The 19,219-nt window shown below is 39.3% G+C and carries 17 protein-coding genes and 5 pseudogenes; 14 read left to right on the top strand and 8 right to left on the bottom strand.

Annotation, left to right across the window (positions count from 1 at the left end; translation table 11 throughout):
* From P4S65_RS10190 to lipA, 12 genes and pseudogenes are all read left to right on the top strand, one after another.
* Positions 1-492 carry an LPS-assembly lipoprotein LptE gene (locus P4S65_RS10190; RefSeq protein WP_033028517.1) on the top strand — a complete coding sequence of 164 codons (492 nt, stop codon included), beginning with the start codon at positions 1-3 and terminating at the stop codon, positions 490-492.
* Positions 492-1,529 carry a DNA polymerase III subunit delta gene (gene holA / locus P4S65_RS10185; protein ID WP_007378256.1) on the top strand — a complete coding sequence of 346 codons (1,038 nt, stop codon included), beginning with the start codon at positions 492-494 and terminating at the stop codon, positions 1,527-1,529. The genes P4S65_RS10190 and holA overlap by 1 nt, the downstream gene beginning before the upstream one ends.
* A gap of 21 nt (positions 1,530-1,550) precedes the next feature.
* Positions 1,551-2,185: pseudogene (gene nadD / locus P4S65_RS10180) on the top strand (nicotinate-nucleotide adenylyltransferase).
* Between the two features lie 55 nt (positions 2,186-2,240).
* Positions 2,241-2,558, top strand: a complete 318-nt coding sequence (rsfS, locus tag P4S65_RS10175; RefSeq protein WP_007378254.1) for a ribosome silencing factor — start codon at positions 2,241-2,243, stop codon at positions 2,556-2,558.
* 37 nt (positions 2,559-2,595) lie between these two features.
* Complete coding sequence (gene rlmH, locus P4S65_RS10170; RefSeq protein ID WP_002958522.1) at positions 2,596-3,066, top strand: 23S rRNA (pseudouridine(1915)-N(3))-methyltransferase RlmH; 471 nt, start codon at positions 2,596-2,598, stop codon at positions 3,064-3,066.
* 9 nt (positions 3,067-3,075) lie between these two features.
* Positions 3,076-4,953: a penicillin-binding protein 2 gene (mrdA, locus tag P4S65_RS10165; protein ID WP_033028520.1), complete on the top strand. Its 1,878-nt coding sequence runs from the start codon at positions 3,076-3,078 to the stop codon at positions 4,951-4,953.
* Positions 4,953-6,059, top strand: coding sequence for a rod shape-determining protein RodA (rodA, locus tag P4S65_RS10160; protein WP_033015254.1), 1,107 nt, complete (start codon positions 4,953-4,955; stop codon positions 6,057-6,059). Before mrdA ends, rodA begins: the two co-directional genes overlap by 1 nt.
* On the top strand, positions 6,059-6,820 hold the full coding sequence (locus P4S65_RS10155; protein WP_096792743.1) for a septal ring lytic transglycosylase RlpA family protein: 762 nt from the start codon (positions 6,059-6,061) through the stop codon (positions 6,818-6,820). Before rodA ends, P4S65_RS10155 begins: the two co-directional genes overlap by 1 nt.
* 53 nt (positions 6,821-6,873) lie before the next feature.
* A complete protein-coding gene (locus P4S65_RS10150; protein WP_007378250.1) occupies positions 6,874-8,034 on the top strand; it encodes a serine hydrolase in 1,161 nt (386 codons plus the stop codon).
* Between the two features lie 233 nt (positions 8,035-8,267).
* Positions 8,268-8,546, top strand: a complete 279-nt coding sequence (ybeD, locus tag P4S65_RS10145; protein ID WP_002958517.1) for a DUF493 family protein YbeD — start codon at positions 8,268-8,270, stop codon at positions 8,544-8,546.
* A 19-nt stretch (positions 8,547-8,565) separates the two neighbouring features.
* On the top strand, positions 8,566-9,219 hold the full coding sequence (lipB, locus tag P4S65_RS10140) for a lipoyl(octanoyl) transferase LipB (protein WP_096792742.1): 654 nt from the start codon (positions 8,566-8,568) through the stop codon (positions 9,217-9,219).
* Positions 9,216-10,181, top strand: a complete 966-nt coding sequence (lipA, locus tag P4S65_RS10135) for a lipoyl synthase (protein ID WP_002958515.1) — start codon at positions 9,216-9,218, stop codon at positions 10,179-10,181. Before lipB ends, lipA begins: the two co-directional genes overlap by 4 nt.
* An 81-nt stretch (positions 10,182-10,262) precedes the next feature.
* Here lipA and P4S65_RS10130 read toward each other — a convergent pair.
* Positions 10,263-11,548 (bottom strand): annotated as a pseudogene (locus tag P4S65_RS10130) (VCBS domain-containing protein).
* Positions 11,549-11,803: 255 nt separating this feature from the next.
* Here P4S65_RS10130 and P4S65_RS10125 point away from each other — a divergent pair.
* Positions 11,804-12,043, top strand: a complete 240-nt coding sequence (locus P4S65_RS10125) for an RNA recognition motif domain-containing protein (RefSeq protein WP_002958513.1) — start codon at positions 11,804-11,806, stop codon at positions 12,041-12,043.
* A 163-nt stretch (positions 12,044-12,206) separates the two neighbouring features.
* Complete coding sequence (locus P4S65_RS10120; RefSeq protein WP_096792738.1) at positions 12,207-13,826, top strand: M28 family metallopeptidase; 1,620 nt, start codon at positions 12,207-12,209, stop codon at positions 13,824-13,826.
* A 38-nt stretch (positions 13,827-13,864) separates the two neighbouring features.
* Here P4S65_RS10120 and P4S65_RS10115 read toward each other — a convergent pair whose 3' ends face one another.
* The 7 genes and pseudogenes from P4S65_RS10115 to P4S65_RS10085 all read right to left on the bottom strand — a co-directional run.
* The gene (locus tag P4S65_RS10115; RefSeq protein WP_024603579.1) at positions 13,865-14,812 is read right to left on the bottom strand and encodes a PDC sensor domain-containing protein; all 948 of its coding nucleotides are present in this window, start codon (positions 14,810-14,812) and stop codon (positions 13,865-13,867) included.
* A gap of 220 nt (positions 14,813-15,032) precedes the next feature.
* A pseudogene (locus tag P4S65_RS10110) lies at positions 15,033-15,227 on the bottom strand (calmodulin); the annotation flags it as partial.
* A 382-nt stretch (positions 15,228-15,609) separates the two neighbouring features.
* Complete coding sequence (locus tag P4S65_RS10105) at positions 15,610-15,816, bottom strand: calmodulin (RefSeq protein WP_337120101.1); 207 nt, start codon at positions 15,814-15,816, stop codon at positions 15,610-15,612.
* A 169-nt stretch (positions 15,817-15,985) separates the two neighbouring features.
* Positions 15,986-16,198 (bottom strand): EF-hand domain-containing protein, encoded by a 213-nt coding sequence (locus P4S65_RS10100; protein WP_337120100.1) that lies wholly within the window; start codon positions 16,196-16,198, stop codon positions 15,986-15,988.
* Between the two features lie 640 nt (positions 16,199-16,838).
* A pseudogene (locus P4S65_RS10095) lies at positions 16,839-18,047 on the bottom strand (IS4 family transposase).
* 146 nt (positions 18,048-18,193) lie between these two features.
* On the bottom strand, positions 18,194-18,718 hold the full coding sequence (gene idi / locus P4S65_RS10090; RefSeq protein ID WP_007378763.1) for an isopentenyl-diphosphate Delta-isomerase: 525 nt from the start codon (positions 18,716-18,718) through the stop codon (positions 18,194-18,196).
* A gap of 31 nt (positions 18,719-18,749) precedes the next feature.
* Positions 18,750-19,184, bottom strand: a pseudogene (locus P4S65_RS10085) (TIGR02466 family protein); the annotation flags it as partial.
* Between the last annotated feature and the right edge of the window lie 35 nt (positions 19,185-19,219).

The raw sequence follows: 19,219 nt of genomic DNA, 5'->3' as shown, positions 1-19,219 counted from the left end.
ATGGCTGCATTTAACGCCATTAAAAACGGACTAGCCTTAGTGCTAGTCTGTTTTTTGATAACTAGCTGCGGGTTTCATCTAAAAAAAGCCTCTAGCATGCCTGATAACCTAAAACAGCTAACTCTTGTAGGTGATGATGAAAAGTCAGCCTTATTTGAAAGCCTTAAAAACGAGCTAAGAGCGAGTAATGTAGAGCTAATATCAGCAGCTAAAGATAAAGCCCAATTATATTTGTATAAAGAAAGTATTGAACGTCAAACACTATCGTTATTTCAAAATGGTCAAGTAGCTGAATACGAACTCGCTTATGGCGTATCGTATGTAGTTAAACGCCCTGGCGAAAAAGCCATTGAAAAGCGCTTTGAGCTTTACCGTAATTACCAAGACGATCCAGATCATGCGCTAGCTAAAGCAAAAGAGCTTGAGCTACTCATTAGCGAGATCCGTGAGCAAGCCAGTCGTCGTATTGTTAGAGAGCTGTCGCAACTATAATGCGCTGTTATGCTAATCAACTACCGAGTGAATTAAATAAAGGGCTAAAGCCCTTTTATTTAGTGTTTGGGGAAGAGCCTTTTCAAGAAGCACAGTGCGTACAACAAATTCGCGACAGTGCTAAAGCACAAGGCTTTGACGAAGTAATTAAGTTTACTTTAATGCAAGGATTCGATTGGCAAGAAATCATAGCTCAATATCAAAGCATGTCACTATTTAGCGCGCGCACTATTATTGAGCTTGATTTAAACCAACAAAAACCAGGCGTTATTGGCAGCAACACCTTTAAAAAAGTAATTGAGCTGGTTAATCCAGATACTATTTTAATTGTTAAAGGCGCTAAAGCCAGCCAAGAAGTACAACGCGGTGCATGGTTTAAAGCCCTTGATAAGCAAGGCGTATTTGTACCTTGCTACCCGCTTACCGGCACGCATGTAAAACGATGGCTTGATGAACAGTGCCAACGCTTATCGCTCAACATGCAAAACGATGCCAAACTGAGTTTAATAAATGCCACAGAAGGTAACTTATTAGCGTGCTTCCAAGAGCTTGAAAAGCTCTCACTACTGCACGGCAATGCATTAATTACTCAGCAATTAGTAATGCAAGGGCTGTTAAACCAAGCCAAGTTTGATATTTTTGATTTAAGCGATGCACTATTAAATGGCCACGCTAAACAAGCTATAAAAGTATTAAACAAACTTGCCAGCGATAACACCGAAGTGGTGAGTATTTTATGGGCTATAACCAAAGAGCTTAATACGCTAATAAATGTGCAACTTGGTTTATTAAATGGCGAACCAATCGCTAATTTATTTAAACAAAATGCTATTTGGAAAAACCAGCAAGGGCCAGTTCAAAACGCAATTAACCGCTTAAACATACACACACTTGAACAAATAAATAGTGATGTAGCTTTGTTTGATGCCAGTTATAAGCAAGGTAATTTAATTGCCCCTTACCAAGCGCTTGCTCATATTTGTATTAAATTTTGCCAGCCGCTCAACATTCCTATGCCGTGCCACGCGGTTAATTAATAAATAGCTAATAGGTGTTAAATGATCGCAATTTTTGGTGGCACTTTCGACCCTGTCCATTTAGGCCATATAAATATGGCGCAGCAATGTGTTAATGCGTTTAATTTAAACACGCTTTATTTTATGCCTTGTGCATTACCGGCGCATAAAGCAGCGCCTGGTATTAGTACGCAGCACCGTATTAATATGCTAAACGCGGCTATTGTGCCCTACCCTCATTTTAAACTCGATTTAAGAGAACTTAACCGAGCCGGCCCATCGTATTCGTTACTTAGCTTGCAAGAACTTCGTAAAGAGCACCCTACTACACCTATCTTATTTTTAATTGGTATGGACTCATTTAACAATCTCGATAAATGGTTTGAGTGGAAGGCAATTACGCAGCTTTGTCATATTGTGGTATATCAGCGCCCTGCTCAACATTGTACTGCAAGTGGTGAACTAAAAGGCTATATGCAAGATGCGAATGTAGACGAAGCAACCTTACTTGAGCACTCACTTGCTGGTAAACTTTATTTTTTACCGGGTAAAATGCTCGATGCTGCTTCGAGTACAATTCGCGAACAACTGAAAAAAGCAATAAAAAGAATGAACTATTACCCGCTGCAGTGAGTCATTACATAGAACAGCATCAGCTCTATCAAATTGATGCTTAAAAACGCCTAGCGTGTTAAAATGCGCGCCATTAAATTTTTAAATTGAGACAAAACCTTGGATTCAAAACAACTACTCGCCTTTGCAATGGATAAAATTGACGATATGAAAGCACGTGACATCGTTCATATTGACGTAACAAAGACATCAGATATTACAGATTACATGGTAATTTGTTCTGGTACTTCTAAACGTCACGTGCAGTCAATTGCCGATCACTTAGCAAAAGAAGCGCGTCACGCAGATTCAGAACCATTAGGTTATGAAGGTGAAGGCGATGGCGAATGGGCACTGGTTGATTTAGGTGATGTAGTTGTACACGTGATGCAAAACGAAGCACGTAGCTATTACGATCTAGAAAAACTATGGGGCTAAACACGCACTCATTTTAGACAATGCTTGGAAGTAATACGTGAAAATACAAATGATTGCTGTTGGTACAAAAATGCCAGCATGGGTAGAAACGGGATTTGCAGAATATCAGCGCCGTTTCCCTAAAGATATGGCCCTTGAGTTAATTGAAATCCCTGCCGGTAAACGTGGCAAAAACGCAGACATAAAGCGCATTTTACACATTGAAGGTGAAAAAACATTAGCGGCTATTCCAAAAGGCAATCGTATTGTAACGTTAGAGGTAACAGGGAAAGCACTGGATACTCACCAACTTGCTAAAAATATGGAAAAATGGCAACTCGATGGTCGTGATGTAAGTTTACTTATTGGCGGACCTGAAGGGCTTGCTCCAGAGTGCATTGCAGCGTCTGAGCAAAAATGGTCGTTATCTAATTTAACATTGCCGCACCCCTTGGTGCGTATTATTGTTGCAGAGAGCCTTTACAGAGGCTGGAGCTTAAATAACAACCATCCTTATCATCGCGAGTAATGCCTTGCCATGCTAAAACATAGACCCACTATTCGTGACCACTCCGCAGAAGCAAATTTATTTGCTAGGCGAGCATTTGTGGGTTTTGTTTTTGTATTAGCTATGGTGGCTATTTTGCTGTCAAACCTATATAAAATTCAAGTAGAGAACCATCAAGATTACCAAACCCGCTCTAATGACAACCGTATTAAAGTTATTCCTATTGCACCCAACCGTGGTTTAATTTACGACCGTAATGGTGTACTCCTTGCTGAAAACAAACCAGTTTACAATCTTGAAGTCATTCCCGAAGATGTAAACGATTTAACCGAATCGCTCGATCAAGTCAGTAAAATAATTACTATTAGTGAGCAAGAGAAAGAAGATTTTTTAAAAGATATTAAACACACTCGGCGTTTCAAATCGCAAATTCTTAAAGCACGCTTAAACGAAACTGAAGTCGCTAAGTTTTCTGTAAATCAACATAAATTCCCAGGCTTTAGTATTGAAGCACGCCTAGCCCGCTACTACCCCTTTGGCGATACCCTAACCCATGCACTCGGTTATGTGGCAAAGCTTAATAAAAAAGAACTTAATAAACTAGATCAAGAAGGTCAAGCAACCAATTATCGAGCCACATACGATATTGGAAAATTAGGCATAGAAAAATATTATGAACAATTATTACACGGTGAAGTAGGCTCCCAGCGCGTAGAAGTAAATAATCGCGGCCGCGTTATTCGCACACTCAGTATGATCCAACCTAAGCCTGGTAGTGATATTGTACTTACGCTTGATATTGGGCTACAGCAAATAGCACAACATGCGCTTAAGGATATGCGCGGCGCTATCGTCGTTATGGATGCAAAAGATGGTGGCGTACTCGCACTTTATTCAAATCCAAGCTACGATCCAAATTTATTCGTACATGGTATAAGTAGCAAAAACTACAAAGCATTGCTTAACCAAGATCGCCCGCTAATTAACCGAGCAACACAAGGTCGTTACGCGCCAGCTTCGACTGTTAAACCTCACATGGCAATTTTAGCCCTTGAAGAAAATATTGTAAGTGAAAGCACTTCTATTTGGGATCCTGGCTTTTTTGAAATACCAAATGTGGAACATAAATGGCGCGATTGGAAACGCTGGGGTCATGGCCATGTTGATGTATATAAAGCGATTGAAGAGTCGTGCGATACTTATTTTTATGATGCAGCTTATCGCTTAGGTATTACTAAAATAAGCGATTTTATGGCGCGATTTGGCTTTGGTGATTTATCCGGTATTGATATTCATGAAGAAACCACTGCAATTTTACCTTCAAAAGAATGGAAAGAAGGCCGCTTTAAAGAATCATGGTGGCGAGGTGATACTATTTCTGTAGGTATTGGACAAGGCTATTGGACGGCAACCCCGATTCAAATTGCTAACGCAACGAATATTCTTGTTAATAAAGGGATTAATCATCCACCGCATTTAGCTCAAGTTGCAAAAAAAGAAGATCAAGTAACGCAAATTAACGGTGATGAAAAACCGCCGGTAATACTTAAAAACCCTGATAACTGGCGCATTGCAATTGATGCAATGCATAACACGGTAAAAAAAGTAACAGGTACCGCACACAAAGCTTTTAAAGGTGTAAGCTACGATCCGGCGGGTAAAACAGGTACTGCGCAAGTAGTTAGCATTGCCCAAGGCGAACGTTACGACGCTAAATCATTAAAAGAGCGTCAGCGTGATAACGCCATTTATGTTGGTTTTGCACCTTATAACAACCCACAAATTGTGCTCTCTATCGTTGTAGAAAACACTGGGGGCGGAAGCTCGGTAGGTGCGCCAATTGCTCGTCAATTAATGGACTACTATTTTGCAGCTAATCCTGTTGAACTTGCAGGGAATATAAAATAATGACCATTTTACACGATAAACGATCCATATGGATGCGAATGCATCTAGACCTACCATTACTCATCGCTTTGCTTATCATGATGATTGGCAGTATTACCGTTGTATATAGTGCAAGCGGGCAAGATACAGCAATGATGATCCGCCATATGACTCGCATGGGCGGAGCCGTTATAGGCATGATTATTCTAGCCCAATTTTCTCCAGCAACACTTAAACGTTTAGTTATCCCACTTTACTGTGTTGGCTTACTCATGCTGGTGGGTGTACTTTTATTTGGGGTCAGCTCAAAAGGCGCTCAACGCTGGTTAAACTTGGGGATCACTCGCTTTCAACCATCAGAACTAATGAAGCTAGCCGTCCCAATGATGGTGGCTTGGTACATAGGCAGAAACCACTTACCACCTCGCCCACTGCATTTAATTATTGGCTTTATGATTGTAATGCTTCCGACATTATTAATTAAAGAACAGCCAGATTTAGGTACGTCTATACTTATTGCGAGTTCGGGTATATTTGTGTTGTTTTTATCCGGTTTAAGCTGGCGCTTAATCGGCTTTTTAAGTTCTGTTGTTGCGCTTGCTGCATGGCCATTTTGGCACTATGGTATGCACGACTACCAAAAACAACGTGTACTTACTTTTTTAGACCCCGAAAGCGATCCGCTTGGTTCCGGTTACCATATTATTCAGTCAAAAATAGCAATAGGCTCTGGTGGTGTTGAAGGCAAAGGCTGGCTGCTTGGTACACAATCGCAATTAGAATTTTTACCTGAGCGTCATACTGATTTTATATTTTCGGTTTTAAGCGAAGAGTTTGGCTTATTCGGCGTATGTGTTTTACTTAGCCTGTACTTATTTATTATTGGCCGAGGCTTGTACATTGCCGTTAATGCGCAAGATGCATTTGGTAAATTACTGGCAGGTGCACTCACTCTGACATTTTTTGTTTATGTATTTGTAAACATAGGTATGGTATCAGGGTTATTGCCTGTTGTAGGAGTTCCTTTGCCTCTAATCAGTTATGGAGGAACATCGATGGTGACGCTCATGGCTGGCTTTGGCATTATTATGTCAATAGCGACAGATAAAAGGATGCTTTTAAAATAATGAAATTCACTTTGCGTGTTCTAATAACTGTTTTTTTAATACTCACCTTAAGTGCATGTAGTAGTTCAAGTAACCGCTACCATATGCGCCATGATTCAGCACCACTTAGAGCCCCAACTGCACTTGAAATGCAAGACGCAATAATCACTGATGTTACTAAAAGCGCCAGTGCAAGTCGTCCATATACAGTGCTTGGTAAAAGTTATTCGCCAATGCTTGATGAGTCAGGCTACTCTGAGGAAGGCATTGCCTCTTGGTATGGTCGTAAATTTCATGGTTATCACACCTCTAATGGTGAAACCTACGATATGTTTGCCATGACTGCTGCGCACAAAACACTGCCGTTACCTAGCTTTGTTAAAGTAACCAATACAGCGAACGGTAAATCAGTAATCGTGCGCGTGAACGACCGCGGCCCATTTCATGACGATAGAATAATTGATCTTTCGTACGCTGCCGCTTACAAACTAGGCTATTACACCCATGGTACAGCAAGGGTTAAGCTAGAAGCCGTTACGCTTGCGGGTGCATCTGCCCGTCAAACCTATATTCAGGTAGCTGCAGGTAGTACACTTGCTAATATTGAAGCGCTTGCCAGCACATTGCGAGAGCAATACAAATTACCAACAAATATCGTGCAAAAAGACGATATTTACAGACTGCATTTAGGGCCAATAAAAGATACCCCTCATGCAGACGAAGTATTAAAAAAATTAAAACAAAATCAATTTCAAAACGCGTTCTTGCTTTACACTCAGTAAGACCTTTAAAATGGCGTAACGCGAATCTTTAACTTTAACCATTAATGAGTATGATGAAATCTATTAAACATAAAATCCTCAAAGGTGTATGCGGCTTAGTTTGTACAGCCGCCGTATTTTCAGCCAGCGCCCAAATTATCCCGGCACCACCTCAAGTTAATGCAAAAGGTTATTTTTTAGTAGACTTTACAACAGGTAAAGTAATTGCCCAAGGTGAAGCTGATACGCAGCTAGCTCCAGCAAGCTTAACTAAGATGATGACCAGTTATGTAATTGGTACTGAAATTAAAGCCGGCAATATTGCACCAACAGATATGGTAACTGTGAGTGAAAAAGCATGGGCTAAAAACTTCCCTGAATCGTCTAAGATGTTTATTGAAGTAGGTAAGCAAATTAGTGTTGATCAGCTTAACCACGGCATTATTATTCAATCTGGTAATGATGCCTGTGTTGCAATGGCTGAACATATTGCTGGAAGTGAAAGCGCATTTGCTGATTTAATGAATGCACATGCTACTAAATTAGGTATGAGTAACAGCCATTTTATCAATAGCCACGGCCTTGATACGAATGAGCATTATACTACTCCACGCGATATGGCAACCTTAGGCGCAGCACTTATTCGTGACGTACCGGATGAATACGCACTTTATAAACAAAAGTCGTTTACTTATAACGGTATTAAGCAATATAACCGTAACTCACTATTATGGGATGAAAGCTTAGACGTAGACGGTATAAAAACAGGCCACACCTCGGAAGCTGGCTACAGTTTAGTCACTTCAGCAACTAAAAATGGTATGCGTTTAATTGCCGTTGTAATGGGCACTTCAAGCGAACGTGCTCGTAAAGTGGAAAATAAAAAACTACTTAACTACGGTTTTCGTTTCTATGAAACAATTACTCCGTACAAGGCCGGCGATAGCTTTGCTGAGCAACGTATTTGGATGGGTAACAAAGAAAATGTATCTTTAGGTATTTTAGAAGATACACCAATTACTATTCCACGTGGTCAACATAAAAACCTTAAAGCTAACTTTGAGCTAGATAACACGCTTGAAGCACCACTCGCTAAAGGCACTAAAGTAGGTACGTTATTCTTACAATTAGAGGGTGAAGACATTGCTCAATACCCACTAGTAACACTTGAAGAAGTGGAAGAAGGCAGCTTCTTTAGTAAGATTTATGACTACTTACGTTTACAAATAATGTAGACGTAAAAATAAACTCACAGCTATTGTGAAAGTTAAACGAGACGCCTCTATTATGAGGCGTTTTTTTTGCTTGAAAAATGCTAGAATACGCCCCATATAAAGCAATCATATTGAGTTGTTATTTTTGGCACTCCAAAAAAGCAGCATTAGCTCAAGATTGTCATAACCCTTTCAGTTTAGCGCCTAGCATTTTGCTCAGAGCCAATACTTTATTTGTTTGAGGAGTCACCGTCGTGGTTCAACCTGTTAAAGATACAAAATTTGATGAGTACTTAGAGTACCCTTGCCCATTTACATTCAGAATAATGGGTTTAGCTAACGTAAACTTAACTGATCAAATTTTAGCTAAGTTACAACCAATAGCACCTGGCGATTATGCCCCTAAAGTAAAACCAAGCAGCAAAGGTAATTACGAGTCAGTAAGCCTTGTAGCAACAGTTACTAGTGGCAAACACATTGAAGAAATTTACAACGTGATCAGCAATATTGATGACGTACGCCACATGCTTTAATCCATAGTTGAGATTTGTTGTGAACGAAAACACTTTGATCGTACGCCAACTGGGTCGTCAGCGTTATATGCCTATTTGGCAAAAAATGCAGGACTTTACCGACACCCGTGATGAAAATACGCCAGATGAAATTTGGCTTGTAGAGCACGAGAGTGTATTCACCCAAGGTCAGGCTGGTAAGGACGAACACTTACTAGCTCCTGGCGACATTGAGGTGATTAAAGTTGACCGTGGCGGGCAAGTAACTTACCACGGCCCTGGCCAGCAAATGATGTATGTATTATTTAATCTACGTCGTTTAAAGATTGGTGTACGTGAACTGGTTACGTGGCTTGAAGAGTGCATTATTGAATCACTCGCCGAGTATGGTATTGAAGCTTATGCTAAAGCTGATGCACCAGGTGTATACGTTAACGACAGCAAAATTGCATCCCTTGGGTTAAGGGTTCGTCGTGGCTGCTCGTTTCATGGCTTAGCATTAAATGTTAACATGGACCTAAGTCCATTTTTACGCATTAACCCATGCGGTTATGCGGGCATGAATATGGTGCAAACTAAAGAATTAGATGGTCCTCAAAACCTAGAAAGTGCGGGTGAAGGATTGGTAAAACACATGATCAATAAGCTTAATGCAACACAGGTTAAGCATACTGAAGGGTTTGAAAACGAATGAATAAACCAGTCAAAATGGAACCAGGTGTAAAACTACGCGACGCAGAAAAAATGGCGTTGATCCCAGTAAAAGTTTTACCTACAGAAAAAACTGAAATGTTGCGTAAGCCAGAATGGTTAAAAATTCGCTTACCTAAATCAACCGATCGTATTGACGGTATTAAAAAAGCACTACGTAAGCATGGCTTACACTCGGTATGTGAAGAAGCTTCGTGCCCTAACCTATCTGAATGTTTTAACCACGGTACAGCTACCTTTATGATTTTAGGTGCTATTTGTACTCGTCGTTGCCCATTTTGTGATGTTGCTCATGGTCGCCCATTAAAACCTGATGCCACTGAACCTGAAAAGCTAGCACTTACTATTAAAGATATGAAGCTAAGCTACGTTGTAATCACTTCGGTTGACCGTGATGATTTACGTGATGGTGGTGCACAGCATTTTGCAGATTGTATTCGCGAGATTCGTAAACATAATCCAACTATCACTATCGAAATTTTAGTACCTGATTTTCGTGGTCGTATGGACCGCGCACTAGAGATACTAATCGAGACGCCACCAGATGTGTTTAACCACAATCTTGAAACTGCGCCACGTTTGTACAAACTAGCTCGTCCAGGTGCTGACTATAAATGGTCATTAGAGTTACTTCGTCGCTTTAAAGAAGCTCATCCAGAAGTAAAAACTAAATCAGGCTTAATGGTTGGTTTAGGTGAAGAAATTAGCGAAATTGAAGAAGTACTTCGCGATTTACGTGCACACAACGTTGACATGCTAACTGTAGGCCAATACCTACAACCTTCTAAGCATCACTTACCGGTTAAACGCTACGTGCCACCAGTAGAGTTTGACGGCTTAAAAGCGTATGCAGACGAAATTGGCTTTACTCACGCGGCTTCTGGTCCGTTTGTACGTTCAAGCTACCATGCTGATCAACAAGCAGCGGGTAAAGAAGTGAAATAATCACTTTTCTCAAAAAATTAAAAAAGCCGTTAATGATGCAGAATCATTAACGGCTTTTTTCATGCTAATTGATAAAATAGCTTACTGCGCTATCTTACCTTTTGTAATAGAAAAATCAGCAAACCTAACACGTTCTTCATCAGCGCGAAGGCTGTCGGTTTCAACAATTGAGCGGTATATTCCCCACTTAGGACGAGCAAAATCAGCATCACTAAAGCCGCGCCACATATCTATGTTTTGCTCGCTTATATTAAATATCTCTGCGTTGTCGCTTAAGCGCGTTAACGTCATATCAAACTTGCCATTTTCACTAAATGTAGCTTGTACAAATACTTCGACCCATTCATCTGTAATGAGTGACCAGTCGGTTTCAATGAGGTTTTTATCAAGCCCTGTGCTGTTACCGTTTTCATCAAAGCCTGCACTATATCGCACTTGCAGCTGATTTCCTGTACTGTTTTTTGAGCCCCAGAGAGCGTAATAATAGGCTGGTCGTCGTTGCCATTAGTATTATCGTTGCTGTCATTTCGGGCTTTTATTTGAAAAAAATGGCTAAACTTACTCGTAAGCTCAAGCTCGCTGCTTACTTTAAATTTCCAGCTATATTGAAATGTCTCACCCTCAAACGCCAGTGTTTCTTGTGGTGATTTATCGTAGGTTTTTATTTCGTTACGTTGTCTATCACTTGCGCCTTTGTCTTTATCTTGGTCATCATCTCGGTGAGCTAAAAAGACAAAATGGTTACCAATTATCGTATCGGTATCTTCAATAATATGGACAACACTTTCATGATTGCCAGCGTATAAGTCTGGAGATTCAATTGACCCTTCGCCGAAGGCATTTTCAATAAGTGTGTATGCGTCAAGCCCCGAATTAACGCCATCTGATCGCAATAAAACGTGTGATATTTTTTCAAAGCCATCAGCTTGAGCTATTGGTGCACCTACAATTGTTATGATAATTTGTGCGCTAGTACCATCTACAGAGTTTACTGTTATTGTATCTTGTAGTGTTTCACCTTCACTTAAAGATGTTATTGATGCGTTTAAATCGTCAAGTGTGTATGACCAATCTCCACCAGCATTTAAGCTAAAAAAACCATAGCTTGTAGCGCTATTTTCTTGTGCTGCAAAAGCAGCTTCACCTGATTGTTGATCCGCAATAGTTAACGAGCCTGTTATTGCATCATTACTATCGCTAATAACTTCACCTAGAGTGTTACCAGCAATTGTTGCAGGCGTTTGTGAAGAAATCGCTTCATTATTTTGCACCGTAGGATCAGAGCCTGAGCTGCCACAACCAGTAACTAAACAAGATAGAAGTATAGCTGTAACTGTATTGCACGGTTTAAGGGTATATTTAGACATGATTAGTTCTGTGGTTAATAGCAAGTTAATTAAATGTGAATTTACCAATTTATTGTACAAATAACCACAATTCAATTACCAATTAACATTACCAATTTACTGATATTTCAAATTTAATTATAAAATCTATTATTTTCATAGTGATACAAAAAATTATTTCTATCGAGTGTTTATTTATATTTGTTTTAAAATAAAATTAGGTTAAACCTGAGTTACTTGAGATAATTAGTACTGACATAATTATTTAGGTTCATTATGAAACTATTAGTTCGTAACTTGTCTCGTGCTACCACTGAGCATGAGCTTCGTACTTTATTTGCAGAGCACGGTAAAGTGACTACCTGTAACTTGGTACTTGATAAAGAAACTGGCCAATCTAAAGGTTTTGCCTTTGTAGAAATGCCAAACGACATAGAAAGTAAAAGCGCAATTACTGCACTTAACCAATCTACTGTTGATAAAAGTAAGATCCGCGTGAAATTAGCGGATGCTTAAGTAATAATTTATTACTTAAAGTTAAAAGAACCAGCTTGCGCTGGTTTTTTACTAATGACTGATAGTTAATCTGCAATTGAATGAAAAGTTCTCTATAAAAATTCGACATCGCTGCGGTGCTTCCTTTATATTGAAAGCCTATTTAAATAACAATATGAAGACTATGGCATCTACTCTTTTAAAAAGCGCTAGCCTAAGCCTGCTAGTTGCACTCTTTGGCTGCTCAGAGCCTGCAAGCGAACAAACTCCATTAGAAAATACAGCAGGTGTAAGCCTTAGCAATATTAAACAGCATATTAAAACGCTAGCCTCTGATGACTTTCAAGGCCGAGGCCCGCTAACTCATGGTGAAGTGAAAACCGTTGGCTATTTAAGCGAGCAATACAAAGCGCTGGGGTTAACCGGCGCTTATAAAGGCAAATACTTACAGCCTGTAAAAATGGCAATGGTGACAGCTAATCAGAATATGCAGTTAAAGGTAGGTGATTTGAGCTTTGAATCAGGTAAAGACTTTACCGCACGTACCGAGCAACTTCAGCCATTAATTGATGTAAGAAGCTCTGACGTTGTATTTGCGGGCTACGGTATTAATGCGCCAGAATATAACTGGAATGACTATAAAAATATTGATGTAACGGGTAAAACAGTGGTTGTGCTAGTTAACGACCCAGGCTTTGCGACTCAAAACGATACGCTTTTTACTGGTAATGCAATGACCTACTACGGTCGCTGGACTTATAAATATGAAGAAGCGGCTCGCCAAGGTGCAAAGGCTGTATTTATTGTTCATGAAACAGCCCCTGCGGCATATCCTTGGGGCGTAGTTGAAAGTTCAAACACCGGCACTAAATACACGTTAATGGATAACAACTTAAACGCGTCAAAATTACCGGTTATGGGCTGGCTAACAATTGATGCGACTGAGAAAATGTTTAACGCCGCAAAGCTTAACTATCAAGATTTAAAACAAGCAGCATTAAATGACGACTTTAAAGCGACGCCACTTAACTTAAAAGCAAACCTTGCCTTTAAAAACGAAGTGTCACATGCCAAATCACATAATGTAGTTGCACAAATTACAGGAAGCGAATCGCCTGACGAATACGTTGTTATTAGCGCTCACTGGGACCACTTTGGTACTAAACAAACTGACACCGGCCCTAAGATTTATAACGGCGCGGTAGATAACGCTTCAGGCACTGCAGCCACGCTTGAAATAGCACGTATAATGAGTAAAAAGAACAAGCAAAAGCCATTTAAACGCTCAATTATTTTTGCTAACTTTACAGCAGAAGAAACGGGGTTAATTGGCTCTGAAGAATTTGCATCGGGTGCGGTTGTACCTACAAAACAAATGGTCGGTCTATTAAATATTGATGGCATGAACGTGCTTGATGGCACTGACTACATTTTACAATACGGTAAAGATTTATCGACAATGGAAAACTATTTAGCAAAAGCTGCAAAATCACAAGGCCGTTTTGTTAAAATGGATCCTCGCCCGCAAAATGGCTTGTTTTTTAGATCAGATCATTTCTCGCTTTCTAAGCAAGGCGTGCCTAGTTTATTATTTATGAGTCTGGGTGATACCGATCCTGAGTACATTGCGCATAAATACCATAAAGAAGCAGACGACTACTCAGCTGATTGGTCGTTAGGTGGTGTTAAGCAAGATATAGATCTTATTGTTGATATAGCCACACAGCTTGCAAATAATGGCGATTGGCCAAAGTGGACGAGCGAGTCTGACTTTAAAGCCAAGCGCGCGCAAGATAAGCAATAAATAGCTATTAAATAGAGTTATGTAATATAAAAATCCTCCTACTTGGAGGATTTTTGTTTTAAACGAGCGCGCATTAATAGCGTTTCGGCCTTTGCCCCTAAATAAACATAAATAGCCAGTGCAATTAAAAGCCCTACCACTGCCAGCATCATCGCTATGGCAGGCATTAAATATTCCGATTGCCCCAACGCCGCTTTAAACATAGTTAACAGCGCCTCAATTGATATAGCAATCAACACAGTAGAGATAAACCGTGTAATAGTGCGCCGCGTAGACGAGTGCCTAAAAATATCCTTATGCATAAGGATTTCTTCTTCGAGTATTGTTTTACCTAAATCAAACACTGCTAGTGCCAAAGTGATGTAAATAATGATACTAAAAGGCTCAAGTGGGTCTGATGAGGTATCTACATGGGTTAATAGCGCGTATATATCACTAAAAACGATATTCAATAAAAATAATACTAAGCAAAATAAGCACGCCACAATAATACCGTAACCTGCTTTGAAGTAAGGCGACATATTAGCGCGCGCAGTATCACCCATTACAAACTCAATAAGCTGCGTTAAGCTCACATCAACGACCAAGTAATGCTGATTATTAATTGGTTTTTTTAGCTCTTTAATCGCCGATATACATAAATGGTTAGTCGCTATAGAAATGTAGGGATCAGTAAAGCACACTTTATCACTTGCTTTAGCGTTCAAAAAATAGGGTCGCTCGCTTAAATCTTGTTGATTACCACTTTCACCTAGTTTTTTGCTGTATGCGCGTTTAAAGCAGACATTATTACCCTGCTGCAAACCTTCTGCATTTAAACAATATTGTAATTCTAAAAATGGGTACTGCTTAATCAGGTAGCGGGTATCACGCTCTTTGGTTAATCCGTCCTCAATACTCATTAAAATAGATTCAAGTAAACTGTGTATTACATGCTCATATTCGTGGTAGCGCTCAACACTACTGATATAACTCATTCGCGCCATTTTAAATACTCATTAACCTAAGTTATAAATAGATTTGCAAGTTTAAAACCAACAATAAAATAACTTAATAATCAGTAACTTGACACTATTCAAACTCAAGTTTTGCACCACTTTGGTGACTAAAAAGTAATATATTAAATTAAATGCACAAAAAAGCAGCTAAGTATTAATTACTTAGCTGCTTTGTGAGTATGACTGGTAAGGTTCTACATAGAGCTTATTACTGAACCTTCGAAAACTCTTCTTTAGATAACTCGCCATTTCCATCTGCATCTAATTGATCAAAAAGCTGTACTAGTTGCGAGTTTACTTGGGCTTCTGTTTTATTAATTACGCCGTCGCCATCTGTATCAAAAGAATCAAAATCTACCGCAGCAAACGCCGCTGAAGAAGAAGCTAGGGCTACAAGTGGTAGGGCGTGTTGATCTTTGGTGGGTGAATTTGCAGCAGTATGTTTGGTTTTTAGGCAAGGCAGAGCCTATGTAGTGTGGTTATTCCCCATAAATAGGCGATAACGCAGCATAAATACCAAACATGCGCTGCCCTTTGGGTTCTTTCTAGGGACGATTAACTCTTTGTTGCTCGGTTTTTACTTAGCCCACTAGGTTACAAACCTCGCGCCGCGATTTAATCTCCCCTAGATTGAACAAATTTCAATGCACAAAGATCAATACGCCCTAAAGTTTTGTGTAATGTTTTCATAATCGTTTCCTTAGGCTTTGGGCCTGATTAGGGGTGACCTGATTAGGGGTAAGAAGTCCTTTTCAAAGATCCTTTAGGAGTAAAGTGTCTATAAATTAATATTCAAAAAAATCATTTTCTGTCGGGCCACCGCTACTTTGAACATTCAGCTCGTCAAATTGATCTATCACTTGCGCCGATTCTTCAGAGCGACTAATTGAAGCGTTGTCGTCTGCATCGCGTGTTTCAAAGTCTGTGTTTGCAAATACTACTGACGAAGAAACAATAGCCATAAGTACAAATGTTGATTGTAGCTTTTTCATAATTTAATCCTTCAAAAGTATGCGGTGTCCTAAATAAACTTGCTCTATAGTGCTCTCTAGTCACTTCCTGGTTATTCTTTTTAGTAAGCTCCCTTGCCTACTTAGGTTGTCTTTGGCAACTCAGAATTTAGATAACATTACAGAGCATTAACTGTTTAAGGCTTTAATTTTAGGCCTTAGAAAACTCATCTTCAGATAGCTCACCATCTTGGTTTGTATCGAGTTCATTAAACTTGCTTAAAAGCTCAGCATCTACTGAAGCTTCGGCTTGGCTGATTGCGCCATTACCATCTAAGTCTAGCGTATCAAAATCTGTTGCTGCAAAAGCCGCTGATGAAGAAGCTAGCGCCATTAGTACTAATATTGATTGAAATGTTTTCATAATAGTATTCCTTCATTGGGTTGTTGCGATTAAGGCCTTTGGCTTTCATCACGTTTTGTTTAATACACTCTAGGTATTACAACTTCGGTGCCACTTTTTATTTATTATTTAAAAACAATGATTTAAATGATATAAAGCGAGAAAAGCTTAATTTGGGGAGATGTTATTGTTGCTATTTAGCAACAGCCATTCAACTAAAAAGAATAAACCATTATAAATCAATTTGTTAAGTTTAATTAAAAAGACACACTTTGGCTAAAAAGCCAATAAAGGGGGCGTTTAGGTTAGCCTTCAAAATAAACTGAATATGAACATGGAAATGACATCGGATTTATTTGCGGCTATTAAATAATTAATTTATTTTTAATCAGTAAGTTACATTATTTTTTTGAGATTTATTATAAGAATTCTGAAAGGATATTTTGAAATTAACTGTTTTGTTGCCAAATGGCGAATTTATCTAGGAAAGTTGCAATGTGAAAGCTAAGTTGTAGCATTCAACTCATAATTTAATGCGTTGTAAAATATAGGTTCGCTTGAGTTAAGCAAACCTACATCGTGTGCCAGCTATCTGCAAAAGTGCCGATATTGGAGGGAGGTAAATTATATAGATTTAAACCTGAGGGATCCCCACGAATATTTATTCATGTAATCCCTCAATATTGACTGTTAAATTTGAGAGTTCGGACAATACATAAATGTACTCTTCTAATGGTATGAAATACCTATCGTCATCAATGATTTCACGCGCAATCGTTATTATTGATAATACCATTCGCGCTTTTTGTGTATTCGCTTGCAATGAATAGTGGAGCTTTTTCATGACTGCGGCACACCTATACACCATAATAAATATAAAATAAGCGCCGCTATAAGCAGTAAATTATCAAATCGGTTAACACTTCGGGAGTTAGCGCACTCCAAGCCTATCCCTAATTTATTATTTTTTGTATCTCTAAAATTTTCTTCTATTTGCATACGTTGGCTATAAAGGTTCACTGCTGTTTTTGCACTCTTCATAAACTTTCAAGCAAGTTAAACACCAGTAACCACGGCTCTTTCGCATCTTTTTGATGAACTTTATCTGTTGTTCTTTGTGACGTCCCGCCTCGTTTTTTCTTCGCTTGTCGGCCTTTTGGCGTTCGCTTATAAATTGCTGCATTGCACGGGAACTTTGCCGTTTTACCATAGTAAATTGAGCCAAGGTTATCAGCCTTACCAATACGCGCATCGGCAAACCATTGATAACTGATTTTCCATTCTTGCTTATCTTGGGAGAGAGATACTCACCCTCTTACTCTCCCTATCCAATACCAATTTTTTCTTCAACTATTTTAAACCATGGGGCATGATAGATAGCATCTGACACAATGATTGGCATGCATCCTTCAGGTAATATTTGTTCGAGCGTGTCTAAAAATGCTTGATGTGCTTTATTGGTATTCAGTTCGCTCTCAGGATGAATTTTTTCATAGAGCGTTAAGCTTCTCCCATTCATTGGAATACTGGCGCGCAATACTTGAAACATCCCTTGTCCATTAATAGGTAACCAATCGACTAATATGATGGGGGACTTTTTATTTCCAATTAACTGCGCTGACATATAGCCATAAAAGAAAAGGCGCTCGCTGTGTAAGAGCGTGTTACCGATTAAGCGGTCAGCGCGTTTAATATCATTTTTATTTGTTATTTTTGATAAGCTTTTCAATCCCCCACCTAAATATGTCACAGACACACGTTGATCATACATACCAGAGTCAATGAAGGTAAATAACGTGTTTAATCGAGTAGAGTGAATTTCAGGGTAGGCAGCAGCGATATCATTCTGTATTATATTTGTGATCTTCATGGCTATTGTTTTAAGTTGTTTTTGGCGAAGTAATTTGATCACAATTAGTCATGAAGGTCGATCCCCTTTACTCATCTTTTTTTAATTCATTTCGTGGGGATTCGTCAGGTTTGGATATAGATTGAATAAATTTCAATCCTAAAAGGCTAATATCCAACAAGAAATGGCTGTAGTTTTTGCAGGGCAATGGGTAGCCAACGAGTATAATGCTCGGGGTTAGTCGCTAATTGTGATTGAATATCATCTAGGTTTTCCCAGCGCCAATCGGATACTTCTTCAAGATTAACTTTTGGACTACCGTCGTAATAGCCCACTAAAACATGATCAAACTCATGTTCGAATAGCCCGTTTTCCATTTTACAAATATAAGTGAAGTGAATTAATTCTGTAAGCTGGGTAGTAAAACCCATCTCTTCCATTAATCGCCGCTGACCTGCGTCAACAACAGACTCACCTTTACGTGGGTGACTACAACATGTATTAGTCCATAACCCTGCTGAGTGATATTTATTAGCGCTTCTTTGATGGATCATTAACTGGTTATTTGCGTTAAAAATAAAGATAGAAAATGCGCGATGTAGCACCCCTTTTTGATGCGCTTCTAATTTAGGCATAAGTCCTGTCTCGTTTCCTTGCTCATCCACTAAAACAACGTTTTCAAATTCTGACATATAAGGTTTCCACGCTCGTTGCTCTGGTTAATTAACTAAACGCGACGTTAAAGCTTAATGCGATGCGGTCATGTTCGGATTCGTTTTGGCTAACATGGTGCGGTACTTGGCTGTTAAATAAGATAAGCCTACGCTCAATTGCTGGATAACTAACAGTGTTAAAGTTTTCACGTTTGGTTCTCTGCGACAACCACATATTGTCTTCTAGGTTCTCAAAATAAATATCGCCACTGTTATCTGGTGCTTTTATGTAATATACCCCACTAATGTATGATCCCGGATGCGAGTGCATACGTTCATAATTCCCTTTAGATGAAATGCTTACCCACGAATTAGTGATAATAGGGTTTGCCGTTTCACGGGTTTCTATTTGAGCCAAATAGGCACCTATATTTTCACTTAAACGCGCTTGTAATAAGTCAAAAGGCGCTTGTTGCAAAATATTGTTAATTGTTTGGTAAGTTGTATAAAGGTTATCGCGCGTGGAGTGCGGTAATTCTT

The organism is Pseudoalteromonas sp. B131b (genome assembly GCF_037162545.1).
GTDB lineage: Bacteria > Pseudomonadota > Gammaproteobacteria > Enterobacterales > Alteromonadaceae > Pseudoalteromonas > Pseudoalteromonas fuliginea.
This window is presented reverse-complemented; position numbering and strand designations above follow the sequence as displayed.

Bases quoted from the DNA above. Each gene is read 5' to 3' on its own strand.
- rodA (WP_033015254.1), top strand. From the start codon at position 4,953: ATGACCATTTTACACGATAAACGATCCATATGGATGCGAATGCATCTA.
- P4S65_RS10120 (WP_096792738.1), top strand. From the start codon at position 12,207: ATGGCATCTACTCTTTTAAAAAGCGCTAGCCTAAGCCTGCTAGTTGCA.
- holA (WP_007378256.1), top strand. From the start codon at position 492: ATGCGCTGTTATGCTAATCAACTACCGAGTGAATTAAATAAAGGGCTA.
- P4S65_RS10100 (WP_337120100.1), bottom strand. From the start codon at position 16,198: ATGAAAACATTTCAATCAATATTAGTACTAATGGCGCTAGCTTCTTCA.
- P4S65_RS10125 (WP_002958513.1), top strand. From the start codon at position 11,804: ATGAAACTATTAGTTCGTAACTTGTCTCGTGCTACCACTGAGCATGAG.
- P4S65_RS10155 (WP_096792743.1), top strand. From the start codon at position 6,059: ATGAAATTCACTTTGCGTGTTCTAATAACTGTTTTTTTAATACTCACC.
- mrdA (WP_033028520.1), top strand. From the start codon at position 3,076: ATGCTAAAACATAGACCCACTATTCGTGACCACTCCGCAGAAGCAAAT.
- P4S65_RS10115 (WP_024603579.1), bottom strand. From the start codon at position 14,812: ATGGCGCGAATGAGTTATATCAGTAGTGTTGAGCGCTACCACGAATAT.
- P4S65_RS10150 (WP_007378250.1), top strand. From the start codon at position 6,874: ATGAAATCTATTAAACATAAAATCCTCAAAGGTGTATGCGGCTTAGTT.
- P4S65_RS10190 (WP_033028517.1), top strand. From the start codon at position 1: ATGGCTGCATTTAACGCCATTAAAAACGGACTAGCCTTAGTGCTAGTC.
- lipA (WP_002958515.1), top strand. From the start codon at position 9,216: ATGAATAAACCAGTCAAAATGGAACCAGGTGTAAAACTACGCGACGCA.
- P4S65_RS10105 (WP_337120101.1), bottom strand. From the start codon at position 15,816: ATGAAAAAGCTACAATCAACATTTGTACTTATGGCTATTGTTTCTTCG.
- idi (WP_007378763.1), bottom strand. From the start codon at position 18,718: ATGTCAGAATTTGAAAACGTTGTTTTAGTGGATGAGCAAGGAAACGAG.